We start from the raw sequence: 18,219 nt of genomic DNA on the forward strand, positions 1-18,219 counted from the left end.
CGCGCGCGATCAGTCCTCGGGGATGTCGTGCCACAGGAGGGCGCCGCCGCGCAGGGGGCGGTCGCGGCGCTCGTGGTCGGTGGTGACGTACTCGTCCACGACGTCGAGGAGCCGCCGGTTGAACTCCGAGAGCTCCTCGTCGTCGAGATGCAGGGCGAACCGCCCGACGATCTGGACCGAGTCGGGTCCCGCCTCGTCGAGTTCGGTGGTGAACGCGGTGAGCGGTGAGGTCCGTTCGGCGGGCGGCGTGTCGCGGAGCGGGTCGTCCAGCCACCAGGTCTCCCCGGTGGCCCGGTAGGGCTTCTCCAGCGCTCCGGCGGCACCCTTGCGCACAGGCCCCGCGACGAGGAATCCGACGTCCACCAGGGTGCGCACGTGGTGGAGCACCGTGCCCGGGTTGGTGTCGAGCCGGTCGGCGAGCTCCCGGTTGGTGCGGTCCCTGATCAGGCACAGACGCAGGATGCGCAGGCGCAACGGGTGCCCGAGCGCCTTGGCCTCGCGGGCTGTGGCGCGTCGGCGCTGGCGTCGGGCGGTCGGTTCTGGGGCCGGTTCTGCCATAGAAGAAGCCTAGTGGATTAATTGAGTACCCCAATCGATTGAGTTTTCTCAATCGTTCTGTCAGGCTCCGTGCATGTCCGATCCCCAAGGGCCGACGCCCTGTGATCCCCCCGACTCCGCCACGCCCGAACCCCCGCCCGGCACCGTGGACGCGTCCGGCTCCGTGACCGTCCCCGACTCCCTGGGCCGCTCCTTCTGGCGGGTGTGGGTCTCCTCCGGTCTCTCCAACCTGGCCGACGGTGTACTGAAGGTCGCCCTGCCCCTGGCGGCCCTGCGCTTCACCGACTCCCCCGTACTCGTCGCCGGGGTCGCCGTGGCCCTGGGCCTGCCCTGGCTCCTGTGCGCCCTGCCCGCGGGGGCCCTCGCCGACCGCGTCGACCGGAGGTGGGCGATGGTCGGGGCCAACGTCGTGCGCGGTGCCGTGGTCCTCGTACTGGCCCTGGGTCTTGCTCTGGACGTGGGCTCGATCTGGCTCCTGTACGCGGCCGCGTTCCTGATCGGGACGACCGAGACCCTCTACGACACCTCGGCGCAGTCGGTCCTGCCGCAGATGGTCCACCGGGACCGGCTCTCCCGGGCCAACGGGCGGCTGTACGCCGTGGAGCTGACCACCAACCAGTTCGTCGGCCCACCCCTCGGGGGCGCCCTCGTGGCTGCGAGCGTGGCCCTGGCCTTCGTGACCCCGGCCGCGCTGTGGGTGGCCGCCGTGGGCGTCCTGCTCCTGGTCCGTGGCCGGTTCCGGGTGAACCGCACCGGCCCGCCCACCGGCATACGCGCCGACATCGCCGAGGGGCTGCGCTACCTGTGGTCCCACCGCCTCCTGCGTTCGTTCGCCGTGATGGTCGGCGTCTCCAACTTCGCCACCAGTGCCGCGTTCGCGATCATGGTGCTGTACGCGGTGGGCCCGGACTCCCCCATGGGCCTGTCCGAACCCGCCTTCGGCGTGCTGCTGACGGCCACGGCCGTGGGCAGCCTCCTGGGTTCGTTCGTGGCGGAGGGGTGCGAGCGGTGGTTGGGCCGGGCCCGTTCGCTGTGGCTGTGCGTCCCCCTGTTCGCCCTGCTGGTCCTGGTACCCGGTCTGACCTCCAGCGCCTGGCTGGTGGGGGCCGGCTTCCTCGTCGGCGGGGTCGGGATCACGGTGTGGAACGTCATCACCGTGTCGCTGCGCCAGCGTGTGACTCCGGCGGCGCTGATGGGGCGGGTCAACAGCGCCTACCGCCTGCTGGCCTGGGGCACCATGCCGTTGGGCGCGGTGACGGGCGGTCTGATCGCCGAGTCCCTCGGGGTCAGGGTGGTCTTCCTGAGCATGGGGGTACTCATGCTCACCCTGCTGGTCCCCCTGGCGCGCATGGACGAGGCGACCCTGGCCGCCGGGGAGAGCACGGTCGAAGAGCGCGGCACCGTCTGAGGAACGGGGCCGGGGTGGGCCGGAGAGCGGTTCCACGGCGCGGAAACCGGGTGGACACCGTCCGTCCCCGTCGTGAGGATGGCCGTGTGACAAGCGACCACCCCTCCGGCCCTGCCCCTCTCCCTTCGGACGACTCCGACGACGTCGAGGTCCTGGAGGGCGGCAACGTCTCCGACCTGGTCCTGCGAATCGGCGCCACCGTGCGCAAGCCCTGGCTTCGCTCCTCCCCCGCCGTGACCGCCCTGCTGCACCACCTCCACCGACACGGATTCACCGGCGCTCCGGTCTCCTACGGCGAACACCCCGAGGGCCACCAGTGCCTGGCGTACGTCCCCGGCACCCTGGCCGACCGGATGCCGCCCATGACCACCGACGAGCTCCGCGAACTGGGCGCGATGGCCCGGCGGCTGCACGACCTCACCGCCGACTTCCGACCTCCGGAGGACGACGGCTGGCAACGCCTCTTCCCACCCGAGGAACCGGAGGTGATCTGCCACAACGACCTCGCCCCCTGGAACCTGGTCCGCGACCCGGAGGGGGCGCGGGAGGCGTTCGACGGGGGCGGGCGACGAGCCGAGTCCTGGTGCCTCATCGACTGGGACGGGGCCGGTCCGGCCAGCCGGATGGGCGATCTCGGCTACGCCGCGCACGGGTTCGTCCCCCTGCACGAGGGTGGCGACCCCGAGGTCGACGGCCGGAGGCTGCGGGCGCTGGCGGACGGCTACGACTGTGACACCGAGCAGCGCCGTGCCCTCCCCGGCGCCGCGCTGCGGAGGGTGCGCGGGATGTTCGACATCCTGACGGAGGGGGCGCGGACCGGTCGGCAGCCCTGGGCGCGCCTGCACGCCGAGGGGCACGCCGACCACTGGGGCCCGGCCGCCGACTACATAGAACGACACCGGGCGCGTTGGGTCGAGGCGCTGACCGAACCGTGAGCCCCCGCCCCGGAGGGGAAGGGTGCGCGCGGGGGTGACCCGGGCCGGTCAGTCCGGCCGGACCCACACGAACGCGGCCGAGATCGGGAAGCCCCGAAACCTCTCCCACCGGGGCTTGGCCGCCACCCAGCCGTCGTCCACGACCGCCTCGTTCAGCTCCTCCAGACGCCAGCCGCTGGCCAGGGCGGCGCTCACGTGGTCACCGAGCAGGTGCACGTGGGTGGTGATGGCGACCTCCTCCCCCGAGGCGTCCGTGAAGTGCGTGGGCATGCCCGAGGCCATGATGAACTGCGGGTGGTAGGCGACCAGCACGCAGCGCCCGCCCGGCCTGGTCAGGCGCCGGGCCTCGGCGTAGAGGGGCGCGAGGTCGGGCAGGTGTTCGTCGATGAGCGAGGCGATGACGAGGTCGTAGGTGGCGCCCGGCAGACCGGTCGCCCGGACGTCGCCCTGGGTGAGGGTGTCGTGGGCGCCCCGGTTCCGCGCCAGGCCGAGCATCCCGGCGCTGAGGTCCACCCCGTCCACGTGTTCCACGTCCCTGCCGCGCAGCCAGGCTCCGGTACGGCCGGTGCCGCAGCCGAGGTCGGCGGCGCGGCGGACCCGGGACCAGTCGGGTGCGGTGAGCCCGTCCAGCAGGGCCAGGTCCATGGCGTCGCGCACGGAGTCCTCGTAGGTGCTGGACCACCCGTCGTAGCCGGTGGCCACGTCGACCGTGCGGTAGTGACGGGTGTCGAAGTCGGAGAAGTCAGGCATGTCGCCGAGTATGGCCCGGTCGGAGCCGCCAGCGCGAGTGGGTTTCACGGGGCCCGGGCGCCCCGCGCGGTGGTCCGGGCTGCCCGGGTGGCGTGGACGGAACTCCTCGCCGAAAAACCCGTTGCGGCGCCTTCCGCCCCTCGCCTACCGTGCTGTCCATGGCAGCCTTCCACGCGATCTTCCACGGCCAGTATGCCTGGCCCGTGGTCGCTCACGCCCTCATCCGCCTCCGGTCCGTTCCTCTGGACCGGTAGCCGAACCCCTCCGAGCGCACCGCCGTTTCCGCGCCCCGTTTTCCCCGGGGGCGACGTCGGCGGTGCCAGGGGGATCGCGTTCACGCTCGGGCACGTCCTCGTCTGACGTGCCCTCGCCGTGACGGGTTCTCGCTCAGCCACCTATCGGTCCAGGCCCTGCCGACGTCCTCCTTCCTTCGGACGGGCAGCCGCGGACCTTCCCGGTTCTCCCGGTACGCGCTCACCCTCTGGGTGAGGCGTTCCCTCGTGCTGCCCGTCCACGTCAGCCCGCCTCCGAGGCGGCAGAACGGACCACGCGTGGCACGCCACTCCCGCAGGACCCCCGCCCACCGCGACCGCGGTCCGGGATGGGACGGGGGCCGACCGAACAACCGGCGGCGCCTCTCACAGAACTTCCTTGCCGACCCCGGCACCGCGCGCTGGGTCGTGCGGCTGGCCGAGGTCACCGCTGACGACCTGGTGGTCGAGGTGGGGCCCGGTGAGGGGGCCATCACCCGGTTCCTCGCCCCGGCCGCCCGTCGGGTGATCGCCCACGAACTCGACCCCCGGCTGGCCGAGCGGCTGGCCGAGCGGCTGGCCGACCGCTACAGGGACCCCGCCAAGGGGGTGCGGGTGGTGCACGGCGACTTCACACGGTCGCGGCCACCGTGCGAACCGTTCTCGGTGGTGGGCAACATCCCCTACTCTCGGACCTCCGACATCGTCCGGTGGTGCCTGGAGGCGCCGAAGCTGACCTCGGCCGTGCTCGTCACCCAGCTGGAGTACGCCCGCAAACGCACCGGGGCCTACGGGAGGTGGAGCCTGGTCACCGCGCTCAGTTGGCCGTGGTGGTCGTGGCGGCTGGCGGGGCGGGTCGACCGGAAGCGCTTCCGTCCCGTGCCCCGGGTGGACGCCGGGGTACTGGTGCTGGGCAGGCGCACCGAACCCCTGGTGCCCGTGGGGCGCCGGGCGCAGTACCGGCGCATGGTCGAACTCGGTTTCGGCGGCGTGGGCGGTTCGTTGTCGGCGTCGCTGTCCCGGGAGTTTCCGGCCGGGCGCGTGGTCGACGCGCTGCGGTCGGCGGGGGTGGACACGGGCGCACCGGTGGGACTCGTGCGCCCCGACCAGTGGGTGGAGGTCTTCCTTGCGCTGTCCGGTCCCGGTCGGACGGGGCCCCGGCGCGGCAGGCGAGGGTGAGAGCCCCTCACCTAGCGTGGAGGGATGCGACGATTCCTCCCCTGTGTCCTGACTCTTCCGATCCTCCTGCTCACTGGTTGCGGCACCCCCGAACAGGAGGTGTCACCGGACCCGCCGACCGTGACGGAGACCTCCGCCGACGACGGGACCGTGACCGAGGCGCCCACCAACGAGGGGGAGGAGCCAGTGGAGGGAGGCGAGGCCCCCGTCGGGAGCCACGGGGACGGATCGGAGTACCACTTCGGTGAGGGAGCGGTCTTCCCTTACCCGGTCGGCGCCTACGAGGAGGAGTTCCAGGAGGGGGTCGAGGAGGACGTGGTCTACACGGTGGACGACGTCGTCCTCTCCCCGTCCGGGCGGGTGGCGTTCACCCTGACAGTGGAGGTCCCGCAGCTGGGCCGCGTCTTCGGTACGGGCCTGCTGGACGTGCGGTGTTCCTACGAGGAACTGGAGGGCCCCGCCACCTCCGAGGCGCGGCTCGGCGAGCTGGAGACCGGGGCTCACCCGGTGGACATGGAGTGCGAGGCGCCGGACTCCCCCTCCTCCGTGCTGATCTCGGTGGTGAACGGGGAGGACGAGGCGGACTTCCGTGGCCCCGTGGGGTGAACGGTGCGCTCGGTCCAGGGGCCGTGGCCGTATACGGCCACGCTCCTTGGCAGCCCGACCAGGGACCGAGGGTGTCCGACGAGTATGGACACCTTCGTCGCGTACCTCGGTTCCGGCTCCCCCGTGACCAGCTCCCTGGGAGAGACTCCCGGCCAGACCGTCGCCCTCCTCCTCGTCCTCATTTCGTCGGTCCTCTTCCTCTTCGTCATCTTCCTGATCGCGCCGTCCGACAGAGGCGGTCAGCGGGGAGGGCGCCGCAGCGGTGCGGGGGGCCGCTCCGCCTCGGGCGGTGACGTCGGTGGAGGCGGCGTCAGTGACGGTGGAGGCGGGGGCGGTGGAGGCGGGGGCGGTGGAGGCGGTGGTGACGGCGGGGGCGGCGGCGGCGGCGGAGGAGGCTGTTGAGCAACGCCGCCGCCCCGCCCGTGAGCCGATCCGGCTCAGGTTCGCAGGACCGCGAAGGCCGCGCCCGGCAGGGTGACCGTGCTCCCGCTGACCCTCGTCCGCCCCTGCTCCAGCAGCACCTCCCGGGGCTGCGCCGTCAGCTCCACCTTGGCCTCCTCGGCTCCGAGGTTGCAGACCAGGCGTAGGGACCCCCGGGTCAGGGTCAGGGTGCGGCCGTCCTCGCTCGCGTCGACGCCGAACCGGTCCAGTCGCGGGTCGGCGAGTTCGGGTTCGGCCCGGCGCAGGGCGATCAGGGACCGGTAGGTCTCCAGAACGCGCGCGCGTGCCCCGTGTTCGGCCTCGGACCAGTCCAGCACCGCGCTGTCGCGGGTGGCCGGGTCGATGGGGTCGGGGACGTCCTCCTCCGCCCAGCCGAGGGCGGCGAACTCGCGCCTACGCCCCTCGCGCACGCCTTCGGCCAGGGCGGGGTCGGTGAAGGAGGCGAAGAACGGCCAGGGGGTCGTGGCCCCCCACTCCTCCCCCATGAAGATCATCGGGGTGTAGGGGGAGCAGATGACGATGGCGGCGCCGCAGGCGAGCAGGTCCGGTGGGACGTGCTCGCCCATGCGGTCGCCCCGGGCGCGGTTGCCGATCTGGTCGTGGGTGCTGAGGTAGCCGAGGAACCTGCTTCCTGGGATCCGCGCGGTGTCGACCCGGGCCCCGTGGTCGCGGCCCCGGAAGGCGGAGTGGGTCCCGTCGTGCCAGAAGACCCGGCGGAGCGTCCGGGCGAGCACCTCCGGCCCCTCGAAGTCGGCGTAGTAGCCGTGGTTCTCACCCGTGAGGGCGACGTGCAGTGCGTGGTGGAGGTCGTCCGACCACTGCGCCGTCATGCCGAGGCCTCCGGCCTCCCGGGCCAGGACCGTGCGCGGGTCGTTGCGGTCGGACTCGGCGATCAGGGACAGCGGGCGCCCCAGACCCGCGGCCAGGGCGTCGACCTCGGCGGAGAGTTCGGCGAGCAGGGGGACGGCGCGGTCGTCGCGCAGCGCGTGCACGGCGTCCAGGCGGAGGCCGTCCAGGTGGTAGTGGCGGAGCCAGTCCAGAGCGCCGTCGATGATCAGTCGCCGGACCGGGTCGGAGTCGGGGCCGTCCAGGTTGAGGGCGGGGCCCCAGATGTTCTCCCCGGAGAAGTAGGGGCCAAAGCGCGGCAGGTAGGCGCCGGAGGGGCCGAGGTGGTTGTAGACGACGTCCAGGAGGACGGCCAGGCCGCGGTGGTGGCAGGCGTCGACGAACCCCTTGAGCGCGTCGGGGCCTCCGTAGGGTTCGTGGACCGTGGACCACAGGACCCCGTCGTACCCCCAGCCGTGGGTGCCGTCGAAGGCGTTGAGCGGCAGGAGTTCGACGTGGGTGACGCCGAGTTCGGCCAGGTGGTCGAGGCGCTCGATGGCGGAGGTGAGGGTGCCCTCGGGGGTGAAGGTGCCGACGTGGAGCTCGTAGACGACAGCCCCGGCGAGTGGTCGGCCGGTCCAGACGGGACGGGCGGTGTCGGACCACGCGTACGCGGTGTGGTCGTGGACCCGGCTGGGGGCGTGCACGCCCTCGGGCTGCCAGAGGGAGCGGGGGTCGGGCAGGGGGCGGGGGTCGTCGTCGAGGAGGTAGGCGTAGTCGGATCCGGGACCGGCGCCCTCCACCCACGCGTGCCACCATCCGTCCGCGGAGCGTTCCATGGGGTGGTCGGCGCCGTCCGCGCGCACGCGTACGCGACGGGCCCGCGGTGCCCAGACGGAGAAGTCACCGTGGACGCCGCGTCCGGGGGTGACGGGCGGAGCGGGAAGGGACGGGGCGGGGTGCGCGGCCGGTTCGTTCACGGGGGTGGCCTACCCAGGTGGCCCGGACGCCACGCTGAGCGTGGGGTGGAGGGCGTGGTCCGGATCCGGCGCTTTCCGCCCCGGGCCGCTACTCGGATCTGCGGTAGGTCTGGACGCGGACCGAGGCCGTGGTGGTGAAGGGGTCCGGGAGGGCCGCCACGCGGGCCCTCAGCTCCTCGTAGGTGACGTGCCTGGCGCTGGGGCCCATCCCCACCACGGTCAGCACGTCCTCGTGGGCCAGCTCCATCGTGAAGCGCAACTCACGGGTGGCGACGTGGTCGAAGTGGCCCCCCAGGCTGTCGGCCAGGCGTTCGTCCTTGCGCGGGTCGACGTCGAGCAGGCCCAGGGCCTCGCGGGGTTCGCGGAGGTGGTCGGGGGCCGGGGTGACGACCAGCAGGACCCCGGCGGGCTGGAGGACGCGGTGGAACTCTGCGGCGTTGCGGGGGGCGAAGACGTTGATCAGGGCGTCGGCGGTGTGGTCGGCCAGGGGCAGGCGGCGCCAGGAGTCCGCGGTGACCGCGCCGCTGCGGGGGTGCGCTCTGGCAGCCCTGCGCGCGGCGAACTTGGAGACGTCGGTGGTCAGGCCGACCGCGTCGGGGAGCGCGGTGAGGACCTGGGTGAGGTAGTGGCCGGTGCCGCCGCCGACGTCGACGATGACGATGACGCGGCGTTGCGCGAGCTCCTCTGCCAGGGCCCGGCCGATGGGGTCGTAGTGCCCCTGCTCCTGGAAGCGCTGCCGGGCGGCGACCATGTCCCTGCTGTCTCCGGACCCGGGCGGGGTGGCGCCGGTGAGCAGGCTCGCGTAGCCCTCCCTGGCGACGTCGAAACTGTGGCCGTGGGCGCAGGAGAGCCCCTGGTCCAGGGGGCGCGCGCAGACGGGGCAGGTCAGGGAGGCCGCCAGGGAGGCGGGCATGCGCAGCAGGGGGCCGGTCTTGTTCGTCATGATCGCGGTCAGCCTACCGTCTGACCAGGGTGGGGCCCGTCGTACTCCCGCGTCCGCCGACGGGACCCCCTGGCTGCGGCTACGGGCCGACGGACCGGCCCGCGTAGTCGGGGGCGGGCTCGGCGAGCGCCGCGAGGTTCGCGGCGACCCCCTCGGGCAGGGGCACCGTCCGTCCCAGGGCCTGGTCGACGTGGAGTGCCATCAGTTCCTCGGTCGCCGCCAGGACGTCCCCGACCCACATCTCGTGGCAGATCCGCACCTTCTTGGCGTCAGGGCGCTCCGGCCCCGGACCGACCACCCGGGTGCGGATCTCGACCTCGGCGTCCGCCGTGACCTCGTTCAGATACCGCACGTGCGCCTCCACCGTGTACAGCGAGCAGCCGGACGCGTCACGGTAGGCGGCGTCGAGGCCGACCCGGTCCATCAGCGCGTCCGTGGCGAACCCGAAGACCAGGACGTAGTAGGCCTCGCTGAGGTGGCCGTTGTAGTCGATCCACTCGGGTCGCAGCCGCTGGGTGAGTGTCGTGCTCACGCGGCCTCCCCGTTCCGCTCGGCGGCCTCCGCCCGTTCGACCTCCTCCAGCGCGCGGGCCACCGCGATCAGGCGGCGGTCGCGCTGGGCGATCAGTTCGGCGGTGGAGCGCCCGGCCACGACCTCGTCGGTGCCCGCGACCATGCGGTCCCGCAGGTCCTCGGTGAGTTCGGGCGCCTCCAAGCGGGTCCACGGCGACTTCAGGGACGGGCCGAAGTGGTCGAGCATGTGCGCCATCCCGCCCTCTCCCCCGGCCAGGTGGAAGGTCAGGCAGGGTCCGAAGAAGGCCCAGCGCAGCCCTGGTCCGCTGGTCATCGCCTGGTCGATCTGCTCGACGGTCGCCTCGCCCTCGGCGACCATGTGCAGGGCCTCGCGCCAGGCGGCCTCCTGGATGCGGTTGCCGATGAACCCGGGGAGCTCCTGGTCCATGCTGATCACGGACTTGCCCGCCGCGCGGTAGAAGTCCGAGGCCCAGTCGACGGCCCAGCGCTCGGTGCGCTCACCGCCGACGACCTCGACCAGGGGCACCAGGTAGGGCGGGTTGAAGGGGTGACCGACGACGAGCCGTTCCGGTGTCGCGGCCGCCACCTGCATCTCGCTCATGCTGTAACCGGAGGTGGACGAGGCGATGACCACGCCCTCCGGGGTGGCGGCGTCGAGTTCGGCCAGCAGGTCGATCTTGAGGTCGAGGCGCTCGGGAGCGCTCTCCTGCACGAAGTCCGCCTCCGCGACGGCCTCGGCCAGCGTGCCCACCACGCGCAGGTTCTCCATGGAGGCGCCCTCGGCCAGGCCCAGTTCCTCCAGGGCGGGCCACGCCGAGGCGACCAGCCCGCGCAGCTTGCTCTCGGCGTCGGGGGCGGGGTCCCAGGCGGCCACCTGGTAGCCGCGCCCCAGGTAGTGGGCGACCCAGCCGCCGCCGATCACGCCCGCTCCGACGCAGGCGACCGTGCGCACGGTCTCGGGGGTGGTTCTCGCGTTCTCCGTCATCGTGCTTCTCCTGTCGGGGGTCGGGGGTGCTAGGACGCGCTGCGCAGCTGGAGCATGGCGCGGGTCTCGTCCGGTGTGGCCACCCGGGCGCCGAGCTGCTCGATGATGGAGACGGCCTTCTCCGTGAGCTGGCCGTTGGTGGCCTTCACCCCGCGACTGAGGTACAGGTTGTCCTCCAGGCCCACTCGGGCGTGCCCGCCGAGCAGCACCGACTGCGCCACCCACGGCATCTGCTTGCGGCCGATGGAGAAGCTCGCCCACTGCGCGCCCGCCGGGAGCAGGTTCACCATCGACTGGAGCACGCCCGGGTCCGAGGGAGCCCCGTAGGGAATGCCGGTGCACAGCTGGAACATCGACGGGTCGTCGATGAGGCCCTCGGCGTGCATCGTCTTGGCGAACCACAGCTGGCCGGTGTCGAAGATCTCCAGCTCCGGGCGGACCCCCAGCTCCTGGATGCGCTTGGCGCCCGCGCGCAGCATGTCCGGGGTGGAGATGTACACCTGGCTGCCGTCCCCGAAGTTGAGGCTTCCGCAGTCCAGGGTGCAGATGTCAGGCAGCAGCTCCTCCACGTGCGGCAGTCGGTCCAGCCCGTTGACGAGGTCGGTGCCCTCCTCGAACAGGAGCGGGTCCTCCTGACCGATCACCAGGTCACCGCCCATGCCCGCCGTGAGGTTGATGACGATGTCGACGCCGGTCTGGCGGATGCGGTCGACGACCTCCCGGTAGAGGGCGTTGTCGCGGGAGGGGGCGCCCGTCTCGGGGTCGCGGACGTGGATGTGCACCACGCTGGCGCCCGCCTCGGCGGCCTCGACGGCGGCGGCGGCGATCTGCCGGGGGGTGACCGGGACGTGCTCGCTCCGGCCGACGGTGTCCCCCGCACCGGTGAGGGCGCAGGTGAGGATGGGTGTGGGGTTCATGAGGTCGCTCAAGGCGGGGCTCCGTCTCTGGGCGTGTGCGGTGGTGGTGCGGGTACGGGGCGTCTCACCCGAGGACGTCTCGGTCGATGACCGAGCGCAGGGTGTGACGCATGTGGTCGACGGACCGTCCGGGCATCCCGGTCATGACCTGGATGCCCAAGCCGTCGATGAGGGCGGTGAGGCGTCTGGTCGTCTCCTCGACGTCGAGGTCGCCGAAGGTTCCGCTCTCCTTCCCCTCACGGAGGGTGCGGGCGATGGTCTCGTGCCAGCGCCGGTAGGAGTCGGCGTGCAGCTCGCGCATCTGGGGGTCCAGTGCGGCGGCCGTCCACACCTGGAGCCAGATCGACCACTCCAGGCGCAGGCGGTCCGATCCGGGCAGCTGGAGCTCGATGAGCTGGAGCAGGCGCTCGTACGGGTCCTCGATGGTGTGCAGCCCGGCGACCTGGCGGTCGAACGCCTGCTTGACCGAGTGGCGCAGCGCCTCCACGAGGAGGTCGTTCAGGGTCGGGAAGTGGTAGTGGACGGTGGCGCTGGAGGTGCCACAGGCCTGGGCGACCTGGGCGACGCGCACCGAGTGGTAACCGTGCTCCGCGATGAGGGTCCAGGCGGCCTCGATGATCTGGAGACGCCGGTTGTGCTCCCGGGCGGCCTTCGGGTGGTCCGCCAGACTCGCGGACGGCGGTCTGACCGCCGACGAGTCGCGCGGAGCCGCCGAGACCGTCTCGGCGTCGTCCTCACCGTTGATGAGCCAGTTGACCGTCACCCCGGTCTCGTCGGCGATACCGGCCAGTTCCAGGGCGGTGAACCGCCGGGTGCCGGTCAGTGACTTGGAGAGTTTGCTGGGCTCGATACCGAGTCTGGTCGCGAACTGCCGCTGGGAGAGACCGGATCGGCGGATCGCCTCCCGGGCCCTGCCGCGTACGTCGTCGACCACGTTGTCGTTCACGATGAGAACGTAACAACGCCATGGCGATTATCGCAACATGTGATCGAAAAACACTTCGCCGCCGACGCGTCGGCCCGACCACTCCGACCCGACCACAACCCCGTATTTGCAGGGACAATCGGTTCGAACGGCACACCTCGACAGCAATGCGCAACTGACTGATTGATCAGTCAGCGAGCGAACCAACGGCGCCCCGCCTGACCAGGACCGCCACCGGGTAGTGGTCGAGGACCTCGGAGAGGCGGGCGGTGGTGAGGCCGTCCACCCGCTCCGGGGCGAGCGTGCGGCCGGTGAGGAGGTCGGTCCACTCCCCCGGTCCCGAGGGCAGCGGCAGCACGGTGTCGGCCCAGCCCCCGGCGTCGGCCAGCGTCACCGGCAGTCGTGTGGCCACCACCGCCAGGGCGGGCTCGCGGGAGCCGCGCACCGCGCGGGCGAAGGCCAGGGCGTGCGCGGCGGACGGCCCCTGGGCGGCCAGGGGCAGGTACCCGGTCGGACGAAGCTCCTCGCGGGCGCGCAGGCAGGTGCGAACCAGGTGGAGCTTGGCGGCTCCGGTCCCGTCCACGGGCGGACGCCACCCCTCTTCCAACCGGCCCAGGAGCGCGGCGCGGGTCTCGTGGTCCACGGGCCTGCGGTTGTCAGGGTCGACCAGGGACAGGTCCCACAGTTCGGTGCCCTGGTAGACGTCGGGCACGCCCGGCCCCAGCAGCTGGACGGCCTTCTGCCCCAGGGCGTTGCTCCACCCCGGCTCACGCAGGGACTCGGCCATGGCCCCGACCTCGGCGTACAGGTCGGCGTCGGCGCGCAGACGCTCGGGCCAGGAGCGGACGCGGTCCTCGAAGTCGGTGTCCGGGGCGGTCCAGGACGTGCCGAGGCGGGCCTCACGAGCGGCCTTGAGCAGGTACTCGACCAGGCGTTCGTCGCTCAGGGGCCAGGCCCCGAGCAGGGTCTGCCAGCCGAGGAGGTCCAGCGCGGGCTCGGGCAGCGGTACGCGCGCGCCCCAGCGGCGGACGGCGTCGGCGAACTCGGCGGGGATCTCCGACAGCACGGCCAGGCGGGCACGGACGTCCTCGGAGCGTTTGGTGTCGTGGGTGGAGAGCGCGGTCATGGTGAGGGGCTCGGCGGCCTCCCTGCGCAGGTTGGCCTCGTGGAAGGCCGCCGTGTCCACGCCGAAGCGGGCCGGTTCGCCGCCGACCTCGTTGAGGGCGACGAAGCGGGTGGCCCGGTAGAAGGCGGTGTTCTCGGTGCCCATGGCCACGACCATGCCGCTGGTCTGCTGGACGCGGCGGGCGGTCTCACCGTGGGGGTTGTCGCGGACGGTCCGGTCGAGGGTCTTCAGGACGGGTTGGAGGTCGGGGCGGCGTTCGGCGGCGGCGCGCACCGCGCGGGCCCAGGCGGGTTCGGCCTCGGGCAGGTAGGAGCGGTAGACATCGAAGGAGGCGAGGAGTTCGGTGACGGCCTCCTCGCTGCCCTCGGCGTCGGGCAGGGTCGCCGCGATGCGGCGCACCTCCGCGCGCAGGAGTTCGTTGGCGGCGTGGGAGCGGGCCTGGTGGTCGACGGCGCCGGTGTCGGTGGGCACGCCGTGTTCGCGGGCCAGGGCGGTCAGGACGGGTTCGGCGTCGGGGTCGACGAACACTCCGCAGACCGTGCGCAGCGCGTCGTATCCCGTGGTCCCGGCGACCGGCCAGGAGGCGGGCAGGGACTCGCCGGGGGCGAGGATCTTCTCCACCACGATCCACCCGGGGAAGCGTTCGGCGAGACGGCGGAGGTAGCCGCCGGGGTCGCTGAGCCCGTCGACGTGGTCCACGCGCAGCCCGTCGACGCCCCAGCGCAGGATCTCGGCGTGGGTGGCGTCGAAGACCCCGGGGTCCTCCACACGGACGGCGGCGAGGTGGTCGACGTCGAAGAAGCGGCGGTAGTTGAGTTCGCTGTCGCCGCGCCGCCAGGAGACCAGACGGTAGTGCTGGCGTTCGTGCACGTCCGCCGGGTCGTCGCCGGGGGTGTACGTGCCCGGGGCCACGGGAAAGCGCTGGTCGAAGTGGACCAGGTCGCCGTCGGTGAGGGTGAGCTCGGACAGGGCGGCGCGGCCGTCGTCGCCGTCGTCGGCCAGGACCGGGACCAGGATCGGCCCGGAGCCGTGGTCGAGGTCGAAGCAGCGGGCGTACACGGAGTCGCGGCCGTGCCGGAGCACGTCCCACCACCACGGGTTGGCGTCGGGGCGGGCCACGGACATGTGGTTCGGAACGATGTCGACGACCACCCGCATCCCGAGCGCGTGCGCCCGGGCGACGAGGTCGGCTCGGGCACGTTCTCCGCCCAGCGCCTCGGAGACGCGTGTGGCGTCCACCACGTCGTACCCGTGGTCCGACCCGGGAGTGGCGGCGAGGAGGGGTGACAGGTACACGGCGCCCACCCCGAGCCGGTGCAGCTGCTCCAGGAGTGCGGTCGCCTCGGTCAGGCCGAAACCGGGCCTCAGCTGGAGTCGGTAGGTCGAGGTGGGTGCCTGCTGCCGGTTCGGGTCGGTGCTGTGCGCGCTCATCACCCAGGACCACTGCCCGGTCGTTCGGCGTGTCATACATGCCCGATCCCACACGTGCCCGAGGGCCGGAACAAAGGACCTTCACCGGGCGAAAACGCCTCGTTCACCTCCCGTCCACCCGGAGTCCCCCGTACCGCCACGGACACGTCCGGTTCCGCACACACCCGCGTTGGGGAAGTCGGTCCGGCAATGGTTAAATTCATCGGCGGTGTTCCATCACCAGCGACGACGCGCCGGGTACCGGCGGCCCGTGGTCAAGACAACGAGGACCACCGACTCCGACGAAGGGGATAGAAGCAGCGTGCTCCCGTCCAACAAGCGCACCCGCACCCAGCGCCGTTCGAGCGCCCACCGGGGCGCGGCCTCGGCCGCGCTGGCCGGACTTCTTCTCGCGTCCACCGCCTGTGGCAGCGACGACGCCGTCCAGGGGGCGGGCCCGGCGGTCCCCGACGACCTGGAGTGTTTCTCGGGGAGCCTGCACGGCTCCGGGTCCAGCGCCCAGGAGAACGCGATGACGACGTGGATCGCGGGCTTCCAGTCGGCTTGCGAGGACGCGCGCATCTACTACGACTCGATCGGTTCGGGCGGCGGCCGCAACCAGTTCATCGACGGCGCGGTGACCTTCGCGGGAACCGACGCGGCCATGGACGCCGACGAGAACGCCGACGCCGTGTCGCGCTGCGGCGGTTCGGACACCATCAACCTGCCCGCGTACGTGGTGGCGATCGCGGTGGTGTTCAACCTGGACGGGATCGAGGACCTCAACCTGCGCCCGGACACCGTGGCGAAGATCTTCAACCAGGACATCACGCGCTGGAACGACCCGGAGATCGCCGAGGACAACCCCGACGCCGACCTGCCGGACCTGGCGATCACACCGGTCAACCGGGCCGACGACTCCGGGACGACGGAGAACTTCACCCGCTACCTGGCCGACGCCGCCCCCGACTCGTGGCCGCACGAGGCCGACGGACAGTGGCCGATCACCCCGCGTGAGTCCGCGCAGGGCAACAGCGGCATCGCCGACACGGTCTCGCGGGCCGACGGCGCGATCGGGTACGTGGAGATGTCCCACCTGCACGGCCTGCCCGCCGCGAGCATCGGTGTGGGCGACGAGTTCGTGGACATCTCGCCGGAGGCGGCCGCCAAGGTCGTGGCCGACTCACCGCGCCGCGAGGAGAACACGAGCGAGTACGACCTCGCGCTGGACCTGGACTACGGCACCACCGAGCCGGGCAGCTACCCGCTGGTGCTGGTCAGCTACGAGACCGTGTGCCTGGACTTCCCGGACCAGGGCGAGGCCGAGCGGGTCAAGGCGTTCCTGCGGTACGTGGTGAGCCCCGAGGGTCAGGAGGCGGCCTCCGAGGAGACCGACTCGACCCCGGTCAACGACTCCCTGCGTGAGGACCTGCTGACGTCCATCGAGGCGATCGGCTCCTAGGGCGCGCACCTCCGTCCACGGGCGCGTCACCACGGTGGCGCGCCCGTCGCACGCGTACGATCCGGTACCTTACGTACTGTCCGGGTAGCGCTGGGTCACGTGTGATTTGCGAGCGCTGTGCGGTGCGACCGGGTCCGCCCGTCCGGGTCGGTGTCTTCCCCCACCTACCCGGTCGCGGCCGGGCCCCGGCCGGGGTCGTCCTCGTCGGGCATCTCGCGTCCGCAGGCCCGGCAGGCCCGGTACCAGAGTGAACGGATCCGGTGGCGGGGCCTGGCGCGGCGTCGCCCGCGCCACCAGCGCCCGCGTCTCTCCTCGTCCTCGTCGTCGCCCCCCGCGTCACCGGAGCGGTCATCCGTGTCGACGGAATCGGTCGGGACCGGCCCCCGGAGCCCGACCGCCGCCCGGGGCGGCGGCGGGACCGAACGGTGCAGGGTGAGGTCGGTGAGGGTGCCCTCTCCTCCGTGGATGCGGTACCGGCCGTGGAGTTCGGCGACCACGTCGGCCAGGTCCTCCTCGTCGTCGCACACCCGCATGGCCCGGGCCAGGGCCCTGGTGCGCCAGAGCCGGACCCCGGCGTCGCGGGTGGGCGAGGCGGCCAGGAAGAGTTCGGTGAGCCCGGCACGGGCCCGTTCGGCGCTGGCCAGGAGCCGGGACAGGGCCAGTTCGCCCAGCCCCCAGGCGACGGGCACCTGGAGGAGGAACGGGGAGGGGAAACCGGTCCTGGGCGCGGTGGCGGCGAAGGAGATCCGTGGTTCCCGCAGGTAGTTGGCCTGGATCAGGCGCAGGTCGATCTGGGGGCCGTCGAACCCTCCCGAGGCCGCCTCGGCGCCCTCCCAGTCGGCGACCAGCGTCACCGCGAGATCGGTCTCGGTGCCGTTGAGCAGCCGGTCCACGCAACCCCGGACGAGGTCGTAGGGGGCGCCGGACACGTCCACCACGGCGTGGACCAGCGGGGTGCGGCGGCGCGCCTCGGGGACCCGTTCACGGTAGGCGTGCGGATGCGGCATGAGTTCGGCCAGGACCGCGGTGCGGAAGCGTTCCGAGGGCAGGCGGGTACGGGCGGTGGAGGCCGGGCCCACGTGCCAGGCGGTGGCAGTGGGCTCGGGGACCATGACGGCTCCGGCCTGCCAGAGCCGGTAGCCGAACTCGGTGTCCTGGCCGAGGTCGAGGTCGGGATCGACGCCCCCGGCCGCTTCGTAGAGGCTGCGTCGTACCGCCGCCGCCGCGCCCAGGTAGGCGTGGAAGCCGAGGTGGTCCGCGTCGCGCAGGTCGTCGCTCTGGTCGAGCAGGTGCTCGATCCAGTCGTGGCGGCCCCCGGTGTCCAGGTCGTGGTGGAGGTCGCCGGAGCGGGCGGCGGCCAGGACCGCCCCGGGGCCGTGGGGGTCGGTGTCGGTGAAGCGGACGCGGCCGAGGGTGACGCACTCGGCGTGGGCGTGGTGCCAACGGGCCTGGGCCTCGACGAACTCGGGGCAGGCGACCATGTCGGCGTCCATCCACATGAGGATGTCGCCGGTGCTGGCGTGGGCTCCGTAGGCGCGGGCGTACCCGGCGCCCCATCCGCCGTCGGGCGCGGCGACCACGCGGCAGCGGCGGGGTCGGTGGGCCGGGAGCGTGAGCGGTGGCGCGGAGTGGTCGTCGACGACCACGACCTCGAAGAGGTGTTCGGGGTAGGTCTGCGCGGAGAGCGAGGCCAGCGCCAGGTCGAGGTGGGCCTGCCCGCCCCGCGCGGGGATGATGACGCTGACCGTGAGTTCGGGTGTCCAGCGGCCGGTTGCGGGTGGTGTCAGCGCGCTCCAGTCGTTGCGGAAGACGCGGGTCGCGACCCGTTCCACCCGGCCACGGTGCGACACCCCGTCGACATGAGACCCTACGTGCTTATTCAGTGACACAGAGTCACTATAGCGATGTTTCCCCACACAGAGTGAGTGTCGGCTCTCCTCGATGTGTCACCGAAGCGGGTTCCGGGCGTCACGAGGGAGTGGCCC

The 18,219-nt window shown here is 72.4% G+C and carries 16 protein-coding genes; 6 read left to right on the plus strand and 10 right to left on the minus strand.

Annotation, left to right across the window (positions count from 1 at the left end):
• Positions 1-9: 9 nt before the first annotated feature.
• Positions 10-558 carry a winged helix-turn-helix domain-containing protein gene (locus tag D452_RS0107180; RefSeq protein ID WP_026129056.1) on the minus strand — a complete coding sequence of 183 codons (549 nt, stop codon included), beginning with the start codon at positions 556-558 and terminating at the stop codon, positions 10-12.
• A gap of 73 nt (positions 559-631) precedes the next feature.
• Between D452_RS0107180 and D452_RS0107185 the strand changes: the two genes are divergently transcribed.
• Together D452_RS0107185 and D452_RS0107190 are read left to right on the plus strand one after the other, a co-directional pair.
• Positions 632-1,966, plus strand: coding sequence for an MFS transporter (locus D452_RS0107185; protein WP_193374217.1), 1,335 nt, complete (start codon positions 632-634; stop codon positions 1,964-1,966).
• An 86-nt stretch (positions 1,967-2,052) separates the two neighbouring features.
• Positions 2,053-2,901: a phosphotransferase enzyme family protein gene (locus tag D452_RS0107190; RefSeq protein ID WP_017543477.1), complete on the plus strand. Its 849-nt coding sequence runs from the start codon at positions 2,053-2,055 to the stop codon at positions 2,899-2,901.
• A 48-nt stretch (positions 2,902-2,949) separates the two neighbouring features.
• On the opposite strand, the gene D452_RS0107195 is transcribed toward D452_RS0107190, so the two are convergent.
• Entirely contained in the window at positions 2,950-3,651 is a 702-nt protein-coding gene (locus D452_RS0107195; RefSeq protein ID WP_017543478.1) for a class I SAM-dependent DNA methyltransferase, read from the minus strand.
• A 551-nt stretch (positions 3,652-4,202) separates the two neighbouring features.
• On the opposite strand from D452_RS0107195, the gene erm reads away from it, so the two are divergent.
• From erm to D452_RS27850, 3 genes are all read left to right on the plus strand, one after another.
• Complete coding sequence (gene erm / locus D452_RS0107200; RefSeq protein ID WP_017543479.1) at positions 4,203-5,081, plus strand: ErmE/ErmH/ErmO/ErmR family 23S rRNA (adenine(2058)-N(6))-methyltransferase; 879 nt, start codon at positions 4,203-4,205, stop codon at positions 5,079-5,081.
• Positions 5,082-5,105: 24 nt separating this feature from the next.
• Complete coding sequence (locus D452_RS0107205; protein ID WP_017543480.1) at positions 5,106-5,687, plus strand: YajG family lipoprotein; 582 nt, start codon at positions 5,106-5,108, stop codon at positions 5,685-5,687.
• A gap of 84 nt (positions 5,688-5,771) precedes the next feature.
• Positions 5,772-6,089, plus strand: a complete 318-nt coding sequence (locus D452_RS27850) for a hypothetical protein (RefSeq protein WP_017543481.1) — start codon at positions 5,772-5,774, stop codon at positions 6,087-6,089.
• A gap of 35 nt (positions 6,090-6,124) precedes the next feature.
• On the opposite strand, the gene treZ is transcribed toward D452_RS27850, so the two are convergent.
• The 7 genes from treZ to treY form a co-directional block, all read right to left on the minus strand.
• On the minus strand, positions 6,125-7,933 hold the full coding sequence (gene treZ / locus D452_RS0107215; RefSeq protein ID WP_017543482.1) for a malto-oligosyltrehalose trehalohydrolase: 1,809 nt from the start codon (positions 7,931-7,933) through the stop codon (positions 6,125-6,127).
• Between the two features lie 88 nt (positions 7,934-8,021).
• The gene (locus D452_RS0107220; RefSeq protein ID WP_017543483.1) at positions 8,022-8,876 is read right to left on the minus strand and encodes a putative RNA methyltransferase; all 855 of its coding nucleotides are present in this window, start codon (positions 8,874-8,876) and stop codon (positions 8,022-8,024) included.
• Between the two features lie 79 nt (positions 8,877-8,955).
• Complete coding sequence (locus tag D452_RS0107225; protein WP_017543484.1) at positions 8,956-9,408, minus strand: thioesterase family protein; 453 nt, start codon at positions 9,406-9,408, stop codon at positions 8,956-8,958.
• Positions 9,405-10,394: a 3-hydroxyacyl-CoA dehydrogenase NAD-binding domain-containing protein gene (locus D452_RS0107230; protein WP_017543485.1), complete on the minus strand. Its 990-nt coding sequence runs from the start codon at positions 10,392-10,394 to the stop codon at positions 9,405-9,407. Before D452_RS0107230 ends, D452_RS0107225 begins: the two co-directional genes overlap by 4 nt.
• A 29-nt stretch (positions 10,395-10,423) precedes the next feature.
• The gene (locus D452_RS0107235; RefSeq protein WP_017543486.1) at positions 10,424-11,323 is read right to left on the minus strand and encodes a BKACE family enzyme; all 900 of its coding nucleotides are present in this window, start codon (positions 11,321-11,323) and stop codon (positions 10,424-10,426) included.
• Positions 11,324-11,375: 52 nt separating this feature from the next.
• Positions 11,376-12,257, minus strand: coding sequence for a TetR/AcrR family transcriptional regulator (locus tag D452_RS0107240; protein ID WP_017543487.1), 882 nt, complete (start codon positions 12,255-12,257; stop codon positions 11,376-11,378).
• Between the two features lie 166 nt (positions 12,258-12,423).
• Positions 12,424-14,793, minus strand: coding sequence for a malto-oligosyltrehalose synthase (gene treY, locus D452_RS0107245; RefSeq protein ID WP_017543488.1), 2,370 nt, complete (start codon positions 14,791-14,793; stop codon positions 12,424-12,426).
• Between the two features lie 301 nt (positions 14,794-15,094).
• Between treY and pstS the strand changes: the two genes are divergently transcribed.
• On the plus strand, positions 15,095-16,234 hold the full coding sequence (gene pstS / locus D452_RS0107250) for a phosphate ABC transporter substrate-binding protein PstS (RefSeq protein ID WP_017543489.1): 1,140 nt from the start codon (positions 15,095-15,097) through the stop codon (positions 16,232-16,234).
• A 164-nt stretch (positions 16,235-16,398) separates the two neighbouring features.
• On the opposite strand, the gene D452_RS27855 is transcribed toward pstS, so the two are convergent.
• Positions 16,399-18,066 carry a glycosyltransferase gene (locus D452_RS27855; RefSeq protein WP_239646335.1) on the minus strand — a complete coding sequence of 556 codons (1,668 nt, stop codon included), beginning with the start codon at positions 18,064-18,066 and terminating at the stop codon, positions 16,399-16,401.
• Positions 18,067-18,219: the final 153 nt, after the last annotated feature.

Source organism: Nocardiopsis prasina DSM 43845, from assembly GCF_000341265.1.
Taxonomy (GTDB): Bacteria; Actinomycetota; Actinomycetes; order Streptosporangiales; family Streptosporangiaceae; genus Nocardiopsis; species Nocardiopsis prasina.